The sequence below is a fragment of the Bacteroidales bacterium genome (genome assembly GCA_041671145.1).
Classification (GTDB): domain Bacteria; phylum Bacteroidota; class Bacteroidia; order Bacteroidales; family JAHJDW01; genus JAQUPB01.
In genome coordinates this window covers 82,677-102,506 of the sequence record JBAZBZ010000003.1, presented here as the reverse complement: position 1 = coordinate 102,506, position 19,830 = coordinate 82,677, and the positions used below count along the sequence as shown (strand labels likewise).

Below are 19,830 nucleotides of genomic sequence, written 5' to 3'. Positions count from 1 at the left end.
AAATGTTATATTTAATAATTAACTGATTTTATAATTAATTTTCTTTGTTTACCCCTAACCCTGAAGGGAGCGAAGAAAATCAATTTGCTGCCATTTTTAAAAATTATAAAAAATCAACTCCTTTCAGAAGACCTCTGAAAATTCGCCTCCCTTTAGGGTTTGGGGTAAAGCGAATTTTCAGTCAATGTGCTTTTCATAGTTTGGGGCAAATTGATTTTTTATAATTTTTATATTTATTTTTTTTTGTTTCTTATTTATTTTTACTCTATTTTAACCGGAATTGATGGTAAAACAACTTCAATAGTGTTTTCGGTACTATTATAAACTGCTTGCACCATAGATATATAAACTATAGTGCCAGGTGAAAGCGTTTGAATTTTTTGCTTCATTAAATTAGTAAAATTATCTCCATCACTATTTAAGTTGTCAAAATCTTTCCCGCGGGGAATTGATAAAACAAAGCTCGAAATAGTATAATCGGAATTTGTTGTTTCCAATTTTGCAACAGACGACAGAGCATTAGCCGACAGCTTAATTGCAAAAGTTGAATCGCAATATTGTGTTCCTAATTTATATTTATACTCTTTATTGCTTTGTGAGTATGTGTTGCTCCACATACAAAACATTAATGAAACTGAAATTAAAAGTGTTTTTTTCATTTTTATATAATTTTAGTTATCGGATTTTAGTTATTTGAGGTTGCAAATGAAAAACTTTTTTTTAAAAATTACAAAATAAAATTTAAAAAATTTCATTATAACGTACTTTTTACTAATGTTTTATAGTACATTATAATAAGATTTAATGGTATTATTTATTAGGTGGTTTTTTAATTCTTTATTTTTTTACCGTTAACTTAATAAAACCTACCGATAACTTATTTGTTATTGACATTTGGCAATAAATACATTAATTTTATATCATATTAATACAATAAAATAAAATATGCTTACGTTTTAATAATAAAATAATATCTGCAACAATGAAAGCCATACAAGAAACATATTTATTGGACACTCTCAGCTTGCACGTTTTTCCATATACTGCTAATGTAATACAAAACAGGTGTAATGTAACACAGTACAACAAAAATGCATTACAAAACAGTTGTGATGTAAAGCAGTACAATAAAAATGCGTTACAAAGCATTTGTAATGTAAAGCAGCACAATAAAAATGTATTACAAAACACCTGTGATGTAAGGCAATGCAACATGAATGTATTACAAAAAAGGTGTAATGTAAAGCAGTACAATAAAAATATGTTACAAAACACTTGTAATGCATGGCAATACAACATGAATGTGTTACAAAACAGTTGTAATGTATGGCAATACAACAGGAACGTATTACAGAACAATTGTAATGTAAAGCAAAGCAGTTGTTTTGGGAGTTATGCAAAAAAGAGCAAAATCCGTATCAGAAATGATAATAACCACAAAAGTGCCGGTAATAATAATACTGCGGGGTACATGTTCAATACCAAAATGCAGGGATGCGGTGAGCCGGTTTTTGTGAAGCAAAACTTATAACCAAAATGAAAGTAATAAAAGTGTTATTGGATTTTGTGCGTTTGTCGGTGCCTGCAAAGGTTGAATTCGGCAGGAATACTGTAACAAAGATGGGTGCAGCAGGAGTATTTACTACTCCCGATGTTACTTATGCAAACCTGACAACTGCATGCAACAATCTCGAGACCGCTTTTAACGCTGCTCAGGGTGGAGGTAAGCAAAAAACTGCGCTGTTGCATCAGCAAGAGAAAGAATTGGACAGATTAATGCACATACAGGCAGCTTATGTTGACCGAATAAGTGCCGGGAACGAGGCAACTGTGCTGAGTGCAGGATTTCATCCCTCACATCAGCCGATTCCGAGAATAAAAGGCGATTTCAGCGTAGTTCACGGCGAACATACCGGAGAAGTGGTTTTGAAATGCAAGGCAATAAGAGGCAGAGTGGCATGGATATGGGAGTATTGCGAAGACCCGGTTCCTGCCGAAGACGGTTGGAATAAAGCCGGTACATCATTGCAATCGGTTTTTGTTGCGAGCGGTTTAAAGCCATTCACAAGGTATTGGTTCAGGGCAGCATGCGTTTTAAAAGAAGGTCAACAGGATTGGAAATCCCCCGTTTCGATAATAGTTTATTAAACTATTCACGGGTAAGGCACTCGGATATTATGAAGCTTGTTGTTAAGCTCAAAGTAATCTGCGAAATTAATTTCCCGCTCTTAATTGAGCACAAATGAAAAACCGTTGCTGAATTTCAGGAACGGCTTTTTTATAATTTCGCAACTTCGCAATTTCACCATTTATGAATCATAATTCCTAAATCCCGAATCGCTATACTTTCGGTGTACTTGCAGGAAGTATGAACTCACAACTTCACTCTTCACGACTTCATAAATTAAAAAAGGGTAAGCTACTTGCATCGCACCGCTCAACCATTTTACCCTTGCTTCCTTCCGAACCTGGGGGAGTTAAATAGGAGCTGGTCGTGCAAGACTTACCCGATGCAAATTTAATAAAATAAATTTAAAACAATATTTTTAATTTATTTTCATGTGTTTAAATTTTGTAAGTAATTGAAATTCCTGCTGTTAATTTGCTATTTTGGTTAATAAACTTTTTTAGTTACTCACTCCCGCAAAAGCCAACCGCACAACCTGCTCGTGAATATCCATGCATTACTTTGTTAAAAGCTGCGTTGCTCATTTAATCATCTGCGGTTTGTGCATTTTTTTTTATTTGCATGGATATTTCATTATATATTTATAAATTTGCCCGATAAATCGAACCATTAAAACACAAAAATCATGGAAGAAAAGAAAAATCCTTTATTAAAAAGCACAATGACATTTGGAGCCATCATGGGTTTAGCTCTTATCGTAATTTCATTGATTATGTATTTAACAAATCAAATCGAAAAATCGTGGCTGTCGAACACGTTTACTTTTATTGTGTTGATAGTCGGAATTACTCTTAGCTCCAAATACCACAGAGACAACTCTCTTAATGGTTTTATTTCTTACGGACAGTCATTGTCGTGCGGAGTTCTTACAGGTTTCTTTGCATCCATATTAATTGCTTTTTACACTTTTATTCTGTTTAAGTTCATCGACCCTTCTCTTATAGACCAAATAACTAATATGGCACGTGAAAAAATACTTGAAAGATATCCGAATTTTACAGATGAGCAAGTTGAAACAGCACTATCAATGACAAGAAAATTCACTAATCCGGCAGTAATGTTTTTTATGACTATAATCGGAACAACTTTTTATGCATTTCTTGTATCACTCATAGTTTCTATTTTTATTAAAAAAGAAGATACTTCAATTGACAGCAATTTTCAACAAAACGCATAAATGAATATTTCAGTAATAATACCATTATACAATGAAGCGGAATCGCTGAAAGAACTTACCGACAGCATTTCTGTAGTTATGAAAAGCAATAATTTCTCTTATGAAATTATTTTGGTTGATGACGGAAGCAATGATAATTCGTGGGATACAATAAGTGAGCTTTCTAAAAATAATTCTGATATTAAAGGAATAAAATTCAGAAGGAACTACGGCAAATCAGCAGCTCTGAATGTAGGTTTTCACGATTCACAAGGAGATGTTGTAATTACTATGGATGCCGATTTACAAGACAGCCCCGATGAAATTCCCGAATTATACGGTATGATAAAAGAGCGGGGATTTGATTTGGTTTCGGGATGGAAGAAAAAACGTTATGACCCGCTTTCAAAAACAATTCCAACAAAATTTTTCAACTGGGCAACAAGAAAAACATCGGGAATAAAACTTCATGATTTTAACTGCGGACTTAAAGCATATAAAAGCGATGTCATAAAAAGCATTGAAGTTTACGGTGAAATGCATCGCTATATTCCTGTTATTGCCAAGTGGGCGGGCTTTATTAACATCGGCGAAAAAATTGTTGTTCATAATAAAAGAAAATACGGCAAAACTAAATTCGGCGGAATATCGAGATTTATTAATGGTTTTCTTGATTTGATGACAATAAGTTTTGTAAGCAGATTCGGCAAACGTCCAATGCACCTGTTCGGACTCCTCGGAACCATAATTTTTATTCTCGGATTTATTTTTGCTGCATGGCTCGGGATTGAAAAAATAATGATTGTAACAAATGGCGGAATTGCACCCAGAGTAACAACAAGTCCATATTTTTACATAGCTCTCACTTCAATGATTATAGGAACACAGTTGTTTCTGGCGGGTTTCCTCGCCGAATTGATTTCACGAAATTCGGCTGACAGAAACAAATATCTTATTCAGAAAAAAATAAATATTGAATAAAGGAAGTACTTAAAGTTTTAAAATCATCATTAATTAGAATAAAGTTTAATTTACAAAAATATGAGAACACATTTGGTATCGGGCGGTTGCGGTTTTGTTGGAAGAAATATGGTTAAAAGATTATATTATTCTACAAGCGACAGAATAGTTTTTGTTGACAACCTATCAGTTGGCACACACCCGTCCACATGGCTTGAGGTGGATTTTAAAAGAAACCTTAAAGACCTTGAAATATATGGCGAGGATGAAAGATTGCTCTTTCTGAAAAGTGATTTTAGAGATACTTTAAGAAATTTAATTAATGATGGAGCATGGTTTAAAAACTTTTATGGCATTGACATAACTCAATTTGCCGATGTTTTTCATTTTGCAGCTATTGTCGGAGGCAGACTGAAAATTGACGGCGACCCGATGATGGTTGCCTTAGACCTTTCTATTGATGCTGAATTTTTTTATTGGATTACAAGACATAAACCCGAAAGAGTGCTTTATCCAAGTTCAAGTGCTGCCTATCCGGTAAGCAAGCAGACAAAGGAAAATACAATTCAGCTTAAGGAATCGGATATTGATTTTAATAATATGGGACAGCCCGATATGACCTACGGCTGGTCGAAGCTTACAGGTGAATATCTTGCAAAAATTGCTGCGAAATACTATGGTGTTAAAATAACCTGCATTCGTCCGTTTTCGGGATATGGAGAAGACCAGGATTACACTTATCCTGTTCCTGCTATTGCAAGAAGAGCTGTTCTAAAAGAAAATCCATTTGAGGTTTGGGGCGATGGTTATCAGGGAAGAGATTTTGTACATATTGACGATGTTCTTGATTGTACATTGCTTGCCATGCAAAAAATACACGATGGAACAGCCATAAACATTGGCATGGGAAAGCTAACCAACTTTCGCGAAATAATAAAAGTATTCGGCAAATTTGCAGGATACTCTCCCGCAATAAAACCTCTGCCTGATAAACCGGTCGGCGTTTTCTCGAGATATTGCAACATGGATTGGGTGAAAGAAAATATAGGATGGACACCAAAAATATCAATCGAAGAAGGAATGAAAAGAGTTTATGACGCTGTAATGAAAAAAGAGTCAGGGCAAATGAATAAATAACAATTAACAATGAACAATAAAACAGTTGTATGTTTTGGACCCGGACCAGCTTTCAAAGGCGGACTTTCCAATTACAACACTTCACTGGCAAAAGCATTAGTTCAATGCGAAAATGTTAAGACGAATATTGTTTCATGGACACAGCAATATCCGGGCATTGTACCACGCGAATTTAAAGATAAAGTGAGCAAAACGAACTTTCTCGATGGAACGAATATAGTTTGCAAATACATTACAAATTATAATAATCCTTTCACATGGCGGCAAACCGCAAATTACATTTCATCTTTAAATCCCGACATTGTAATTTTTCAATGGTCAATTGCCTTGCAGGGACTGCCTTTAAGCAGAATAATAAAACGACTTAAAAAAATCTGCAAAGCCGAAATTATTATTGATTTGCATTTTGTTGTGCAAAAAGAAAAAAGCAAAATTGACAGAATGCTCACAAAAATGGGAATTTCCAAACCCGACACATATATTGTTCATGCATTAAAAACATATAACGAACTTAAAGAATTATTTCCTTCGCGCAAATTTGTTCTGACGCAAAATGGCGAAAGAAGCAAAGAGCCGAATGAGCAGACAGTTCTTAAATTATATCATCCGATTTATGATTTGTTTAAAGTAAATCCTGCTTTCGATGTAGCGAATTTCAAAAAGCAATATAACCTCAAAAAAAATGTATTTCTTTTCTTCGGATTTATACGCAAATACAAGGGATTGCACAATGCAATAAAAGCATTCAGCATTGTTGCAAAACAACGCGATGATGTGAGTTTGCTGATTTGCGGTGAATCATTCTGGAATACACTCGATAAAAAAAGTTTATCAACAAAAATAAAAAATGTCACTTTCGGAATTGCAAAAAAAATATTTCTCGGAAACAGTGATGATGAACGAAATTACAACCCTTTAGCACTTATTGATGAACTTGGAATAAAAGCTCAAGTTGTTGTTTTTAATGAATTTATTCCGAATGAAGATGTGCACAAGTATTTTCAGGCAAGCAATTGCGCTGTTCTGTATTATCTCACAGCAACACCTTCCGGTATCGAATCATTGAGTTATAATTTCAACATGCCTATACTTGCAACAAAAGTAGGGCATTTTCCCGAAACAATAAAAGACGGATTTAACGGTTATCTTGCCGAAGCAAATAATATTGATTCAATGGCTGAACAAATGCTCAGGTTTTTAGAGCATCCGCTCCCACCCGAAAATGTTAAGGAATCTTCTTCAAAATTGAGCTGGGAAAATTATGCTAAAACAATATTGGATAGAATATAATTTATCAGCTGTTTGTATATTCTCCTCTTCTTGTTGAGTTAACAAAGGTTACCTCATTTTTAATCAACATGTAACAGTAAAATCTTACTTTATAAAAAAATATTTATTGTGAAATTCGACAAAAAAACCGAGTCACAAAACCCGGCTTTAATTTCTTTCTGACATTCTGTTTTAATCTTCAATAATTATTTTTTTATGATGGTGCCGCGATTCTATTCTGAAGATATTGCTGCAATCAGGACATTTAAGTCCGTTTTCTGTCATTGTTATTTTTTTATTCACATTTCCTGAACACAAAATATCATTTACATTATCATCGTAGCAGGTCATGTTGTCAGCATTTTTACAAAATACAACTGATTTACCAACTGGAACTTTTAAAATAATTTTCACATTCTGATTTCGCCACTTTTCATTTGCCGGTAACAAAAAGCAATTATCAATGAGCAGTAATGAATCTTTTTGTGTGAGGTTAAAATTAATCTTTTCAGTTCTTACTTTCGCATCTTTCACCGTTTCTCCTCTTGCCGATTTAATGACATACATTTCAAAAATATTAGAATCGTTTTTTTCGATTTTCAATTGCGGAATTCCAAAACTGCAAATAGAATTATCTTTTATTGCCATAAAAAAATTATCAATTTCCATTCTCTCATTCGGCTTAACTTCGTTATCGTCAATGTCCGAAATTCCTTTGATATCAATATACAATGTATTATTTTTAGGTTGGGTTAAAACAACATTTTGTTTAAAAGAAGTTTTTTCACTAAAAACATTTACCGTTGAAATAAGTAAGTATGCACAAATCAACAAGCCAACCAACCATAAGCTTAAAGCGGTTACTGAAATTATTCTTGTTCTTTTTCTTAATCCAAAAATTAATTTTATGCCATGAAAAACAAGCATTATTAGCGGAATACCGACTAAAAATATTATTCCAAAAATCGCAAGAGTTGTTTGCTGATTGTTTTCGAAAATCAAATGAGCCATATCATTTAATGAAAGTGCATGAATTCCCGGATGAAATATATATACTCCGTGATAGAAACCAAGCAACGACAAAACCAATGGAATTATTACAGCAAGACCAACAACAGCAAGAATTATTCCCACAAATATTACCAGTGCTTTCACAAAATAACCAATAATTTCCACAAATAAATCAACAACCCTGTGAGCCGAATTCTTATAAGGTCTGTTGTGATAGTAATCGGTTGCGTTGCATTTCACATCATGCATTTTGTTTTTCAAATCATCGAATTCTTCTTTTACATTTGACTTTGCTCCTCTTCTGAACTCGTGAAAACGTTTTTTCAATCCATCGATTTCTTCCTTTATATTTTTTTCTATATTTGAAATATTCACTCTTTCGCCTTTCATTTCGAGCTTTTCAGCAGTAGTGTTTGCACGTGGGATTACAATCCATAAGATAATATATAAAAGTGTACCCGAACCGAAAAAGAAAAGTGCCAACACAAAAGCGAGTCGGAACCACACCGGGTCAACGTCAAAATAATGTCCCAAACCTGAACAAACCCCACCAAGCACTCTGTTATCGGGGTCTCTTAACAATCTCTTATTTCTGCAACAATCGCCTGCATCAGAAAAAGATTCTTTAGAATTTTCATTTTCTGTTTTTTCAAAATTCTCGGGACGACCAAGAATGTTAATAACTTCATTTACTTCATCAATAAGTATGACTTGTTTTTTGTCGCTGATTTTAGTTTGAAATATTTCAGCAATACGCGATTCAATGTCGCTTATTATTTCGTCTCTCCCCTCTGTTTGTGAGAAATGACGCTTTAATGTGGATAGATAATCACTTAATATTTCATAAGCGTTTTCATCAATGTTAAAAATGATGCCGCTTAAATTTATTGATATTGTCTTATTCATAGTTCTTAGTTTTAAAAGTTTATAATTGTTATTTTTTTTCAGTAATTTTATTTACTGCACTAACAAGCTCGTTCCAAGTGGTCTCAAGCTCTTTTAAAAAGGTTTCTCCGATAGGGGTAATCATATAGTATTTGCGAGGTGGACCCGATTTTGATTCTTCCCACCTGTAATTGAGAAAGCCATCGTTTTTTAAACGTGTAAGCAAAGGATAAAGTGTACCCTCAACAACTATCAGCTTCGATGACTTCATGCTTTCGATAATATCAGAAGCATACGCATCGCCGCCCGACAGTGTCGACAGAATACAAAATTCTAATATCCCCTTTCTCATCTGTGCTTTTGAATTTTCTATGTCCATAATTTTTATGAGTTTAACTTATTATTTAAAACAAAAAAATAAGATTCACGAAACGAAGATACAACATAAAACAGTACTATGCAATACAAAGTACTATATTTTATCATATTGCATACTAATCAACTGATTATTAAGATTAAAAGTTATTAACAATTAACATGGCGATTGATAATAAAGGGATTTAAACTTTAAAATTGCTGTATTGCTTTAAATAACTGGCTTTAGATGTTATTAGCATTTTTATAATTCAGAAAAACTCACTATGATATGGAAATAAACTTCTCTTAGTTTTATTGTTTTTTTAATATTGACAAGTGCTTCGCGAAAAACATATAATTAGATTACTACTAAAAACAACAGCTAAATCAATATGATGCATGTTTTATTTTGCGGTTATAAATATTTTATTTACATTTGTTACAAACGATAATATCGTATAGCTATGGTAAACATTGAATTAACACCACTACAAGCTAATGAGTTGAAAAACTTTTATGCTATTGAGTTAGAAAAAATTCAAAAACGTGCAGAAGAAATCAGAGGACTTTTAAAAAAGTTAGATGACAAACATTTCTCTATTAAAACACCTTCGGCTTCATCTTCAAATACTCCTACTTTAATTAAATCAATTACTGTAAAACCTATCCCACAACAAAATAATACGGCTTCTATCAAAAAAGGACAAAAATCAAAGAATCCTAACTGGGGTAATTATGTTTTACAAGTTATGCAAGAACAAAATAAACCGTTAACAAAAGAACAAATATTAAAATTATACCAAAAGCACTTTAATATTTCTTTTTCTAATCCAGCTACTGCTACAAATTCGCTTTCACAAGCATTACAGAGGTTGCGTGTTAAAAGAAATTTAATACAAAGTATAAAACCAAAAGGACAAAAAAGAAAATTATTTTCTCTTGTTAATATAAAAGACAAAGCACCAACCAAAACAAATACGAATACCGAAAAAATAGTAAAAACAAAAAAGATTGAACCTAAAACCACTATTGAGCGTAACAGAAAATATCCAAGTAATACCACTTATAATTGGCCTAAATTTATTGTAGAAACATTGAATAAAACAAAAAGAGTTTTGTCTGTTAAAGATTTTTTGCGACATGCAACTGTTTCTTTAAATATTCCCAAAGAAGGAATTTCATCAGCAAGAAATAGTTTATCACCAATGCTAAGTACATTGGTAAGTAAATCAAAAAAATTAAAAGCTTTAAAAAAAGAAGGACAAACAGGCAGAAGCTATGGATTACGAAATTGGTTCGATGATGAAGGTAAATTAATAGCAATATATAAGTAAAGAACTACTCGGAAGAGCTGTCTTTCTTCGTTGAACTTCAAAATCCAAAGGGGTTTGCTAAGTTCGAAAAAATATACTTAAAAATTTCTAATCTTATTTAATTTACTGCTTTATATTTTTTTCTTTGTGGAATTGTCCTAAATATTTAGGGCTTGCTGAATAATTCCAAACTCCAATAATATCAATAAATCTTATTTTAAATTTAACAATAAAGTGCAAGGATTTTTCAATTGTTATTTTAAAAACCTTGCACTTTAATTATAATTATTATAAATTGCTTTTTCTTTATGTTACTTTTGGCTTGACCCAAAAGTAACCAAAAAGTCAAGGCAAAACGATGCTTCCACCCGCTCTGCAATATTTCTAAATTCTAACAAAGCGAGTAAACTTCTTTGTAAGAATTTCACAAAATATTGTATTCACAGCCAACACACGCTCGCCGTTTTGCCTGGCCTACGCTCCGCTTTTATTATGTGTTTGAAAGTTGTTTGGGAATAGAGCTTACTTTTTCAGCAAACCCTAATTATTTACATCCTTGATTTGTTGTAACTAATTTTGAAACATCAAATCCTTTTTCCTTAATTCTTTTTATTATTCCATCATAAATTGATTTTTCGATGAACGGATTGCGGCACAGAATCCATAAGTATTTTCTGTTTGGGTGCCCTACAACGGCATAACTGTAATCATCGGCTAAATCTATAATCCAGTATTTGCCTTTGAATGGCCAGAAAAACTGAACTTTGAGTTTTGCATTATTATTTTTATCAATAAATGCTTTTCCTTCAATTCGGGTTAGCAAGCCATCGGTACTATTTTTGCGACAGCTATTAATAACTTTAATGAATCCCTTAGAGGATAATTCATATTCGGCAGTAGTGCAATTGCAGCCCTTTTCAAACCTTTGCGGAAAAGCGGCAATTTCGTACCATTTGCCTGTATATTTTTGCAAATCAATTTTATCAACTGTCTGAAGCGGAATATGCGACTTGCATCCGAATATTCCTAATATTGAAATCATAATTATAAATTTTAAAGCAAATTTTTCTCGCATAGTGTCGCTAAGTTTTACGCATGGTTCCACATAACTAAAAAATAGAAAACCGAAAGCTATTCTTTCTATTTTGAGATATACTCACTCACAAGTTTATTGTTGCTGTCGAGCAATTTTATCTCAAGCGGCATTTTTCCAATAGCGTGTGTAGCGCAGCTCAGACATGGGTCGTAAGCGCGTATTGCAACTTCAACTGCGTTTTTCATTCCTTCAGTAATTTCATTTTTACCTGTGAATAAATTTGTAGCAACGCAGTTTACGGCTCTGTTCATCGGTTCGTTATTGTTTGTTGTGGAAACAATGAGGTTTGCCATTTCAATCTGGTCGTCTTTATTTATTTTATAATGGTGGAATAATGTTCCGCGTGGTGCTTCAATTACACCAACTCCTTCGTTTTGTTTCTTTCCTTTTTTCACCAAATCTGCTTTTTGTAAATCCGCATCGTTCAGTAAATCATTAATAACTTCGGCAGAATGCAGCAATTCAATTAATCTTGCCCAGTGCATGTGCATGCTCATTGTATTTGGTTTGCCGTTTGTATATTTTTTAAATTCTTCAAATTCTTTTTGTGCAAGCGGGGTAGGGATGAAGTCGCAAACGTTTAGGCGTGCAAGCGGTCCAACAGTGTACCAGCCCTTTTCTTTTCCGAGTTCTCGTAAAAACGGGAATTTCATGTAACTCCATGAACGCACTTCTTCAGCAATGTATTTGAGGTAATCCTGATAATCCACATCATTTAAAATTTTCTTTCCTTCGGCATCAACAGCTCTTAAAACGCCGTGATATAAATCTAAAGCACCGTCTTTTCTAACCAAACTTAAAAAGCTTGAAGGGAACTTTGAGAAATTATCAATAAAGTCCTTATTCTTTTTATGATAATCTTTAAAAAGCTCAAGTGCGCCAACAGCCCATTCGAGCATTTTTTTAATATTCAATGGGTCTGTACCTTTTAAAAATTTATCTCTTTCTTCAATTGATAAATTTTTATTTATTCCGCCTGGAATAGCTCCTGTTCCGTGAATTTTCTTTCCTGCTGTTGCTTCAATAATTTCCTGTCCGTATTTTCTCATCATTACTCCCTGCACAGCCAAATCGGGATGTTTCATTGCAACGCCAATAACGTTTCTTGTCAGCGGGTCACTGTCGTAACCAAATAATAAATCGGGCGAAACTAAATGAAAAAAATGCAAAGCATGTGATTGGAACATTTGTCCGTAGTGCATAAGGCGACGCATTTTTTCTCCCGTTGGAGTTAACCCTTCTCCGGTTCCTGCACCAACAATAACATCAAGTGCTTTTGCAGCAGCAAGATGATGACTTACCGGGCATATTCCGCAAAGACGCTGAACCAGAACAGGCATTTCCCAATATGGTCTGCCTTGCGTAAATCGTTCAAATCCCCTGAATTCAACAATATGAAGACGAGTTTGAGAAACATTATTATTTTCATCCATGTGAATTGTAACCTTGCCATGTCCTTCAACTCTGGTTACCGGCTCTATTGTTATTTTTTTTGCTGACATTTTGTTTCAGTTTAAAGTTTAATGTTTAAAGTTTAAAGTTTTTCAATCAAATTTAAAAACTTCGTAAGGTATATTCATTTCTTTGCCTGTCAGAAGTGCTTCAAGGGCATTCCAAATCAAATCGGCTCTTGGTGGACAACCCGGCAAAAAATAATCTATTTTTACGATTTCGTGACAAGGATAAACTTTATTAAGTATCATCGGAAGTTCTTCATCATTCGGTAATATTTTTTCGGGATTTCCGGTTTCAACTGTTGGTCCTTCTAAATATGCTTCCACTATACATTCTTTTACGGGAATTCCGTTTCGGAGTGCAGGCAAACCACCCATTATTGCACATTCACCCAGCGAAATAAGAATCTTGCAATGTTTTCGGAAATTTTTTAAATTTTCAATATTCTCGCTGTTACAGCAACCACCTTCAATTATTCCCACATCGCACATTTTTGTAAATTCTTTAATATCATCAACCGGTGATTTGTTGAATTCAACCAGTTCGATTAATTTCAATATTCTTTCGTCAATATCAAGAATTGACATGTGACACCCGAAACATCCGGCTAATGATGCTGTTGCTACTACTGCTTTGCTCATTTTATTTCCTCCAGTATTTTATATTTATAAACTTCATTATTCATTGTTATAATTTGTGAAGTTGTGATAACTACAAACCACAAACTTTTTTTATTTTTCGACATCACTTCCAATAGGTTTTTTATCGAATTTACGTTTGCCTATTGGTGTGTCAAATCCTTTTTCTTTTTTAATAATTGAGCCAACCGGACAATTATCCATTGCCTTTTGAGCTAACTCGTCGCTCATTGAAGGGGCTAAATCATGGTCAACATGAATTTCAAGTTTTGCACCTCTTTTATTAAATGCGAAATAACTCTTATTGTCTTTATCTTTTATGGTGCGAATACATTTTTTACATAAAATGCAACGGTTTCTGTCAATAAATAATTTTGGAGTTAGTGCATCTATTTTTTTTAACGGAAAATTATAAGAAAATTGCGGAACCATCATTTTGTAGCGATATGCTAATGCCTGAAGTTCGCAATTACCGCTCTTTTCACAAGAAGGACAAAAATGATTACCTTCTACAAAAAGCAATTCAATAATTGCTTTCCTCATTTCTTCGAGTTGAGGAGTTGCATTTTCGATGTTTGCATTTTGAATGTCGTTGCCAACAGGTGTAGTGCAAGCTGCCATGGGACGACCATTCACCTTCACCGTGCATACTCTGCAGGAACCTGCAGGAACAATTCCTTTCATGTGACATAAATAAGGAATGTAAACACCACATTCAGCTGCGGCGTCAATTAAGAATTGTCCGGCATCACCGCAACATTCTTTTCCGTCAATTTTAAATTTTATTTTTTCAGCCATGTTGGTTAATTGTTAATAGTTAATTATTTTAAATCCTAAATCTTAAATCCCCAATCCTAATTTTTTACATTTCTGCCAACAGCTTCACAAGAAGCTTTCACTGCCGCATTCATATCAAAATCATAAATACTTTGCTCTTCTTTTATTTTTATAAGTTCATCATATTTATTTCTAAAATTTTCAATTGATGTTAAAACAGGGTTAGCAGCAGTTTGTCCAAGTCCGCAGCGGTTTAATTCTTTCATCATTTTGCCGAGTGTTGTCATTTCGTCAATATCTTTTGAAGTTGCTTTACCTGAAATTACTTTTTCGAGTTTTTGCAGCAACACAGGATTTAAAGCTCTGCAAGGAACACATGAACCGCAGGATTCGTCAATGAAAAATTCAGTGAAATTTTTAACAACATCTTTCAATATATTCCTTTGTTTTCCTATAATTATCATTGAGCCGCCTGTTGCCAAATCTTCGTTAGCGATTTTTCTCGAAAATTCTTTTTCGCTTATTAATCTTCCTGATGGACCGGCAACCTGAACTGCCTGAACATTTTCGGCTCCACACATTTCAAGCATTTCTTTTATTGTTATTCCCCATTCTATTTCATAAACACCGGGATTCTTGCAATCACCCGAAATGCTCAGAACTTTTGTTCCGCTTGAATCCTTTGTCCCGATTGATTTATACCAGTCGCTTCCTTTTTCAATTATTCTTATTACCGATGCTAAAGTTTCAACATTATTAACAACTGTTGGCTTTTGCAGATATCCTTTCTGTGCAGGGAATGGCGGGCGATTACGCGGTTCTCCTCTTTTGCCTTCGGCGGATTCTATTAATCCGCTTTCCTCACCACAAATATAAGCACCGGCACCGAGTTGTATTCTTATGTCAAAATCAAATCCTGATTTTCCCACAATATTTTTTCCTAATAGATTTTTCTTTCTTAAATCTTCAAGTGTCTTTTCAAGATGTGCTTTAAGATATAAATATTCATTTCTTAAATAAAGAATTCCTTGTTTTGCACCGATTGCATATCCAGCAACTGCCATGCCTTCGAACACTCTCTGTGGAATTTCAGTTAATAGCACCCTGTCTTTGAAAGTTCCGGGTTCGCCTTCATCGGCGTTGCAGATAACAAATTTTTCTGCTCCCTGTTCTTTTCTGCAGAAATCCCATTTTAGTCCTGTCGGAAAACCTGCACCACCGCGACCTTTAATATTCGATGCTTTTATTTCGTTTATTACATCTTCGGGAGTTTTATTTATGAGTTTCTGGAGTGCTGAACCTGTTGTATATTCACTGAATATTACTTGTCCCTTTTTCTTTATATTATTATTGACTATTGATTTTATCGGTTCGGAAGCATTTGCGCCATCGCCGAATGACTTTACGAGTTCTTTTGCTTTCTTTCCTGCTTTTAGTCCGGAAATTATTTCTTTAACTTTTGAAGTTGTGAGTTGAGTGAATACAACACCATTGATTAATGCAGCCGGCTCCTGGTCGTTCATTCCGATACATGCAGTGTTGAACAATCCGAATTGCCCGTCTTTAGATATATTACCAAAAGTGCAGCCAACTTCTTTTTCAAATGCTTTTGCGATTTCCTCTTTGCCCATAAAGTTTGCAACAACACTATCGTTTAAATAGATTACATTTTTACCGACAGGCGAAGTTGAAAAGAAATGATAAAAAGAAATTGTTTGTTCAACGTCAACTTTTGAAATATTAAGGATTTCAGAAACTATTTTTATTGCATCGTAAGGAATATAACCGAATTCGCATTGAACATCATGCAAAATATCCATTAGTCGTCCTGCATCTTTCCTGTGTTTCTCAATTATTGATTTCAATTTGGCTTCCATAATAATTTATTTTTATTTGTTAAATAAATAACAACTGTTGTTAAAAGAATAGCGAAATTAAAATTATTTTTATTGATAAAAAAAAATAATTAAAATATTTTTAATGTTTCAAAAATATGAGTTCGGAAATCAATTTTACAACTTCATTTTTAATTGCATCGTATTTTTGTTGAATGGCAGTAGTGAAGCAGCTTCCGAAGATAAGGTCTTCAACAATTTCTATCGCAATTATGTGAATTTTTGATGGGATTTTGATATTAAGTTTTTCACCGAGTTTTAAAGCAGTAAGAAATGAAATATCATGAATGTTTGAAATATTAGAAGTTTCTTTAAACGATGACGGCGTTAGATAATAAACATCACCGGGCTTTCCGTCTTTAGTTTTTATTGCATCAATAATAATTAAGGTATTATAATCCCTGATTAATTCAAGCAAGTCCAAACCGCCGATTGCAGCGGTTTCATATTTAATATTGGGCTGGGATAATTTTTTCTGAACTTCCATGCAAAGTTTTGGTCCAATGCCATCGTCCATAAGGATTTCATTTCCTAAACCGAGAATTAAAATGTCTTTGTTTGTTGCTTCCATTTTTTTGCGAAATTATTAAAAAAATATTATGTTTGTAAAAAATAGTTTTTTTTTTAAAACTATTTGCTTATTTACCAGCTATACTGCAAACGTTTGGATATTTAACTTTTTCCGAAATAATTTTTTTTAATTGATAAAGCCGTCTATACAGCGAAGCTAATCAGGATAAATATAACAATTAAACAATATAGCCGTTTAAATAAGATTATGGTATAATACTTAGTTTGCATGTTGCACATACTATTCAGGAAGTCAATATTACCTATTTTATTATTTTTAATAATAAATAATAACCTAAAATCACAGAGTTTGATTTCCTCTTGTGAAAACTCTGATTTTTCGGAAGGAAATTTTTTAAATTGGAGTGGTTCTTATGCAATTGAAGGAACGGCTTCAATGACTTATGGCAACCCAATTCAGGTAATTGGTATAGACACTATTGGTGCAGTAAACGGCTATCCACCTCATCATGAAATTATAAGAACACAGGGAATGGACCCATATACTTGCAATTCTTTAAAAATGATACCTGATGGCTATTCGTATTCTTGCAGATTGGGATATACTGGAAATTCAATGGGAAACAGTGACAATGGTGCACAACGGTTGGAATATTCAATTTTGGTTGATACCAATGTAAATGGTATTTTTATTTATAAATATGCTTTTGTTTTACAGGAACCGCTCAGCGGACATGCTCCAACTCAAATGCCAAAATTTGACATAGTAATAACGGATAATAATGGAAATATAATAGACCCTGTTTGCGGACAGTATTCGGTTTATGCTGGTCAATCAGGTGTTAATTTTAACAAGTGCGCTGATATTTATAATCCAGGAAATGATATTGACTATGTCGATTGGACAACAATAGGCATGGATTTAAAACAATATCACGGACAAACAGTAAAAATTCAATTTACTACTTACGATTGTGCACTCGGAGGTCATTTCGCTTATGCGTATTTAACTTGTTTATGTTTATCACGAATCATAGTTTTTCCTAATTACTGTTCTGTTAATCAGGATACAGTAATAATGTGTGCGCCAGATGCTTTTTATTATAAGTGGTCAACCGGAGAAACAACCCAATGTATAAGTATTATTAACCATGTTCAAGGAACTATATATTCTTGTACTTTGAAATCTACGGCAGACACAACTTGCAAATTTGTTTTAAAAGGGAAAATGGAACCTGTTTTCGTTAATGCTGATTTTTTCGATACAATTCCATTATGTGCGGAGCAACCATCAAGGTTTTATGATATTTCCACTATCGTTGGAAATGGAATTATTTACAGTTATTCATGGAATTTTGGTGATGGGGCTTCGGGGTTAAATAATTTTTCTGCTTTTAAAAATCCCACTCACTCTTATTCAACAGCAGGAACTTATTCTGTAACTCTGATTGCTAAAACAAACTCAGGTTGCTCTGATACGGTTACTAAAATTATAACAATAAACTCGCCTTCTATAATTACAGCTAATAATACGACAATATGTAAAGGTAAAATAGCTGCAATAAATGCAGGTGGAGCAAATACATACACATGGAGCAATAATTTGGGTGTTGGATGTTCAAAAACAGCCAGTCCCACAATCAATACAACATATTTCGTAACAGGAACTGATATTAATGGCTGTACTTCAACTGCAATTTCAGTTATTAATGTGCATTCTTCACCCGAAGCAAATGCAAATGCAATTGATGACGTATGTGAAAAAAGAAAAGGAATCGCATGCATAAGTCCGTTTAATGGAGAACCTCCTTATACTTATCGTTGGAATACAAGCGACAATGATACCTGTATTGATAATTTACAGGCAGGTTCCTACACGGTTACAATTACTGGCTCTAACGGATGCTTTGTTGTAAAGAACATTACCATTAACAATATTTCCTATGTTCCCGATGGAAATTCCTCGGTTGACAAAGTATTTGAAGTAACAACACATAACTTCCAGTTCGATTGGAACGGAACAAATGGGTTTTATTATCATTGGGATTTTGGGGATGGATATACAAGCAATCTCAAGAGTTTTAGGCACGTTTATAAAAATCCCGGTATATATACTATAACTTTAAAGGTCATATCCCAAGAGGGCTGCGAAAATATTTATACTTTAAATATAGAAGTTGTTACTCCCACAAAAATGGAAGTGTTTAATGTGTTTACACCCAACAGTGACAACATTAATGATAAATACAAAGTAAAATACGAAGGGGAATTTTTAAATTTCAAAATGATGATATTCAGCCGCTGGGGAAATAAATTATTTGAAACAGACAAAATTAAAGATGGATGGGATGGAAAAGGAATGTCAGAGGGAACATATTATTATATTATATCTGCAAAAGGAAAAGACAGAAAAGAATATGATTTTCATGGAGCAATTACATTAATAAGATAATACTTTATTTTAAATAATATTCCAGATTTGAGTATAAGCAGTCAAGTTTGGGGTATTATTTTTTTTTAAAATTAAAATAAAAAAACAAATTGCAATTTAAGTTTTTCAAAAAGGAAAGAGAAAATTAAATTTTTACAATTTAGATTTTAATAATTATTTAATCTAAAAACCTCCCATTTTATTAACGTTTTGGGAAATTAATATTAATATATATGTGTAATTATTTGAAAAAAAACAAAAAAAATAATGTAAACTTTTGTTTTATTAAATGAAAGTAGTAACTTTGCAGTCCCAAAAAATATTAGTTTAATTAAAACATAAGTATGCCAACAATTTCACAGTTAGTAAGAAAAGGAAGAAAGCTGAAATCAGACAAAAGCAAGTCGCCGGCATTGGATTCATGCCCACAGAGAAGGGGTGTATGTGTTCGAGTATATACAACTACCCCAAAAAAGCCGAATTCGGCAATGAGGAAAGTTGCAAGAGTCAGATTAACCAATGGGAAAGAAGTTAACTCTTACATTCCCGGTGAAGGACATAATTTGCAAGAACACTCTATAGTTCTGATAAGAGGCGGCAGGGTTAAGGATTTGCCGGGTGTACGTTATCACACAATACGCGGAACACTTGATACTTCGGGCGTTGAAGGTAGAAAACAGCGAAGGTCGAAGTATGGCGCGAAGAGACCAAAGAAAAAATAAATTCAGAAT

General features: G+C 33.5%; 18 protein-coding genes and 1 other RNA gene. 9 read left to right on the top strand and 10 right to left on the bottom strand.

Going from position 1 to position 19,830, the window contains the following annotated elements; genetic code table 11:
- Positions 1–260: 260 nt before the first annotated feature.
- Positions 261–659: a GldM family protein gene (locus tag WC223_01930; GenBank protein ID MFA6922988.1), complete on the bottom strand. Its 399-nt coding sequence runs from the start codon at positions 657–659 to the stop codon at positions 261–263.
- Between the two features lie 323 nt (positions 660–982).
- On the opposite strand from WC223_01930, the gene WC223_01925 reads away from it, so the two are divergent.
- Positions 983–1,531 carry a hypothetical protein gene (locus tag WC223_01925; GenBank protein ID MFA6922987.1) on the top strand — a complete coding sequence of 183 codons (549 nt, stop codon included), beginning with the start codon at positions 983–985 and terminating at the stop codon, positions 1,529–1,531.
- A gap of 5 nt (positions 1,532–1,536) precedes the next feature.
- Positions 1,537–2,148, top strand: coding sequence for a hypothetical protein (locus WC223_01920; protein ID MFA6922986.1), 612 nt, complete (start codon positions 1,537–1,539; stop codon positions 2,146–2,148).
- 261 nt (positions 2,149–2,409) lie between these two features.
- Here WC223_01920 and ffs read toward each other — a convergent pair.
- Positions 2,410–2,509: signal recognition particle sRNA small type (gene ffs, locus WC223_01915), an RNA gene on the bottom strand.
- 304 nt (positions 2,510–2,813) lie between these two features.
- On the opposite strand from ffs, the gene WC223_01910 reads away from it, so the two are divergent.
- From WC223_01910 to WC223_01895, 4 genes are read left to right on the top strand one after another with little or no spacing between them, the layout of a single operon-like run.
- A complete protein-coding gene (locus WC223_01910) occupies positions 2,814–3,365 on the top strand; it encodes a DUF4199 domain-containing protein (protein ID MFA6922985.1) in 552 nt (183 codons plus the stop codon).
- Complete coding sequence (locus tag WC223_01905) at positions 3,366–4,325, top strand: glycosyltransferase family 2 protein (GenBank protein MFA6922984.1); 960 nt, start codon at positions 3,366–3,368, stop codon at positions 4,323–4,325.
- Positions 4,326–4,385: 60 nt separating this feature from the next.
- Positions 4,386–5,441 carry an NAD-dependent epimerase/dehydratase family protein gene (locus tag WC223_01900; protein MFA6922983.1) on the top strand — a complete coding sequence of 352 codons (1,056 nt, stop codon included), beginning with the start codon at positions 4,386–4,388 and terminating at the stop codon, positions 5,439–5,441.
- Between the two features lie 9 nt (positions 5,442–5,450).
- Positions 5,451–6,731, top strand: coding sequence for a glycosyltransferase (locus WC223_01895; GenBank protein MFA6922982.1), 1,281 nt, complete (start codon positions 5,451–5,453; stop codon positions 6,729–6,731).
- A 171-nt stretch (positions 6,732–6,902) separates the two neighbouring features.
- Here the strand turns inward: WC223_01895 and WC223_01890 are convergent, their stop codons facing one another.
- Together WC223_01890 and WC223_01885 are read right to left on the bottom strand one after the other, a co-directional pair.
- A complete protein-coding gene (locus WC223_01890) occupies positions 6,903–8,627 on the bottom strand; it encodes a PspC domain-containing protein (protein MFA6922981.1) in 1,725 nt (574 codons plus the stop codon).
- A gap of 28 nt (positions 8,628–8,655) precedes the next feature.
- A complete protein-coding gene (locus WC223_01885; GenBank protein MFA6922980.1) occupies positions 8,656–8,985 on the bottom strand; it encodes a PadR family transcriptional regulator in 330 nt (109 codons plus the stop codon).
- Positions 8,986–9,427: 442 nt separating this feature from the next.
- Here WC223_01885 and WC223_01880 point away from each other — a divergent pair, with 442 nt between their 5' ends.
- Positions 9,428–10,297 (top strand): hypothetical protein, encoded by an 870-nt coding sequence (locus tag WC223_01880; protein MFA6922979.1) that lies wholly within the window; start codon positions 9,428–9,430, stop codon positions 10,295–10,297.
- A gap of 523 nt (positions 10,298–10,820) precedes the next feature.
- On the opposite strand, the gene WC223_01875 is transcribed toward WC223_01880, so the two are convergent.
- From WC223_01875 to WC223_01850, 6 genes are all read right to left on the bottom strand, one after another.
- A complete protein-coding gene (locus tag WC223_01875; GenBank protein MFA6922978.1) occupies positions 10,821–11,318 on the bottom strand; it encodes a lipocalin family protein in 498 nt (165 codons plus the stop codon).
- A 98-nt stretch (positions 11,319–11,416) separates the two neighbouring features.
- Complete coding sequence (locus tag WC223_01870; protein ID MFA6922977.1) at positions 11,417–12,874, bottom strand: Ni/Fe hydrogenase subunit alpha; 1,458 nt, start codon at positions 12,872–12,874, stop codon at positions 11,417–11,419.
- 42 nt (positions 12,875–12,916) lie between these two features.
- Positions 12,917–13,468: a hypothetical protein gene (locus WC223_01865; protein ID MFA6922976.1), complete on the bottom strand. Its 552-nt coding sequence runs from the start codon at positions 13,466–13,468 to the stop codon at positions 12,917–12,919.
- Between the two features lie 90 nt (positions 13,469–13,558).
- Positions 13,559–14,263: a 2Fe-2S iron-sulfur cluster-binding protein gene (locus WC223_01860; protein ID MFA6922975.1), complete on the bottom strand. Its 705-nt coding sequence runs from the start codon at positions 14,261–14,263 to the stop codon at positions 13,559–13,561.
- A 56-nt stretch (positions 14,264–14,319) separates the two neighbouring features.
- Entirely contained in the window at positions 14,320–16,119 is a 1,800-nt protein-coding gene (locus tag WC223_01855) for an NAD(P)H-dependent oxidoreductase subunit E (GenBank protein ID MFA6922974.1), read from the bottom strand.
- Between the two features lie 100 nt (positions 16,120–16,219).
- Positions 16,220–16,708, bottom strand: a complete 489-nt coding sequence (locus WC223_01850; protein ID MFA6922973.1) for a hydrogenase maturation protease — start codon at positions 16,706–16,708, stop codon at positions 16,220–16,222.
- A 228-nt stretch (positions 16,709–16,936) separates the two neighbouring features.
- On the opposite strand from WC223_01850, the gene WC223_01845 reads away from it, so the two are divergent.
- Together WC223_01845 and rpsL are read left to right on the top strand one after the other, a co-directional pair.
- On the top strand, positions 16,937–19,120 hold the full coding sequence (locus WC223_01845) for a PKD domain-containing protein (GenBank protein MFA6922972.1): 2,184 nt from the start codon (positions 16,937–16,939) through the stop codon (positions 19,118–19,120).
- 323 nt (positions 19,121–19,443) lie between these two features.
- Entirely contained in the window at positions 19,444–19,821 is a 378-nt protein-coding gene (gene rpsL, locus WC223_01840; GenBank protein MFA6922971.1) for a 30S ribosomal protein S12, read from the top strand.
- Positions 19,822–19,830: the final 9 nt, after the last annotated feature.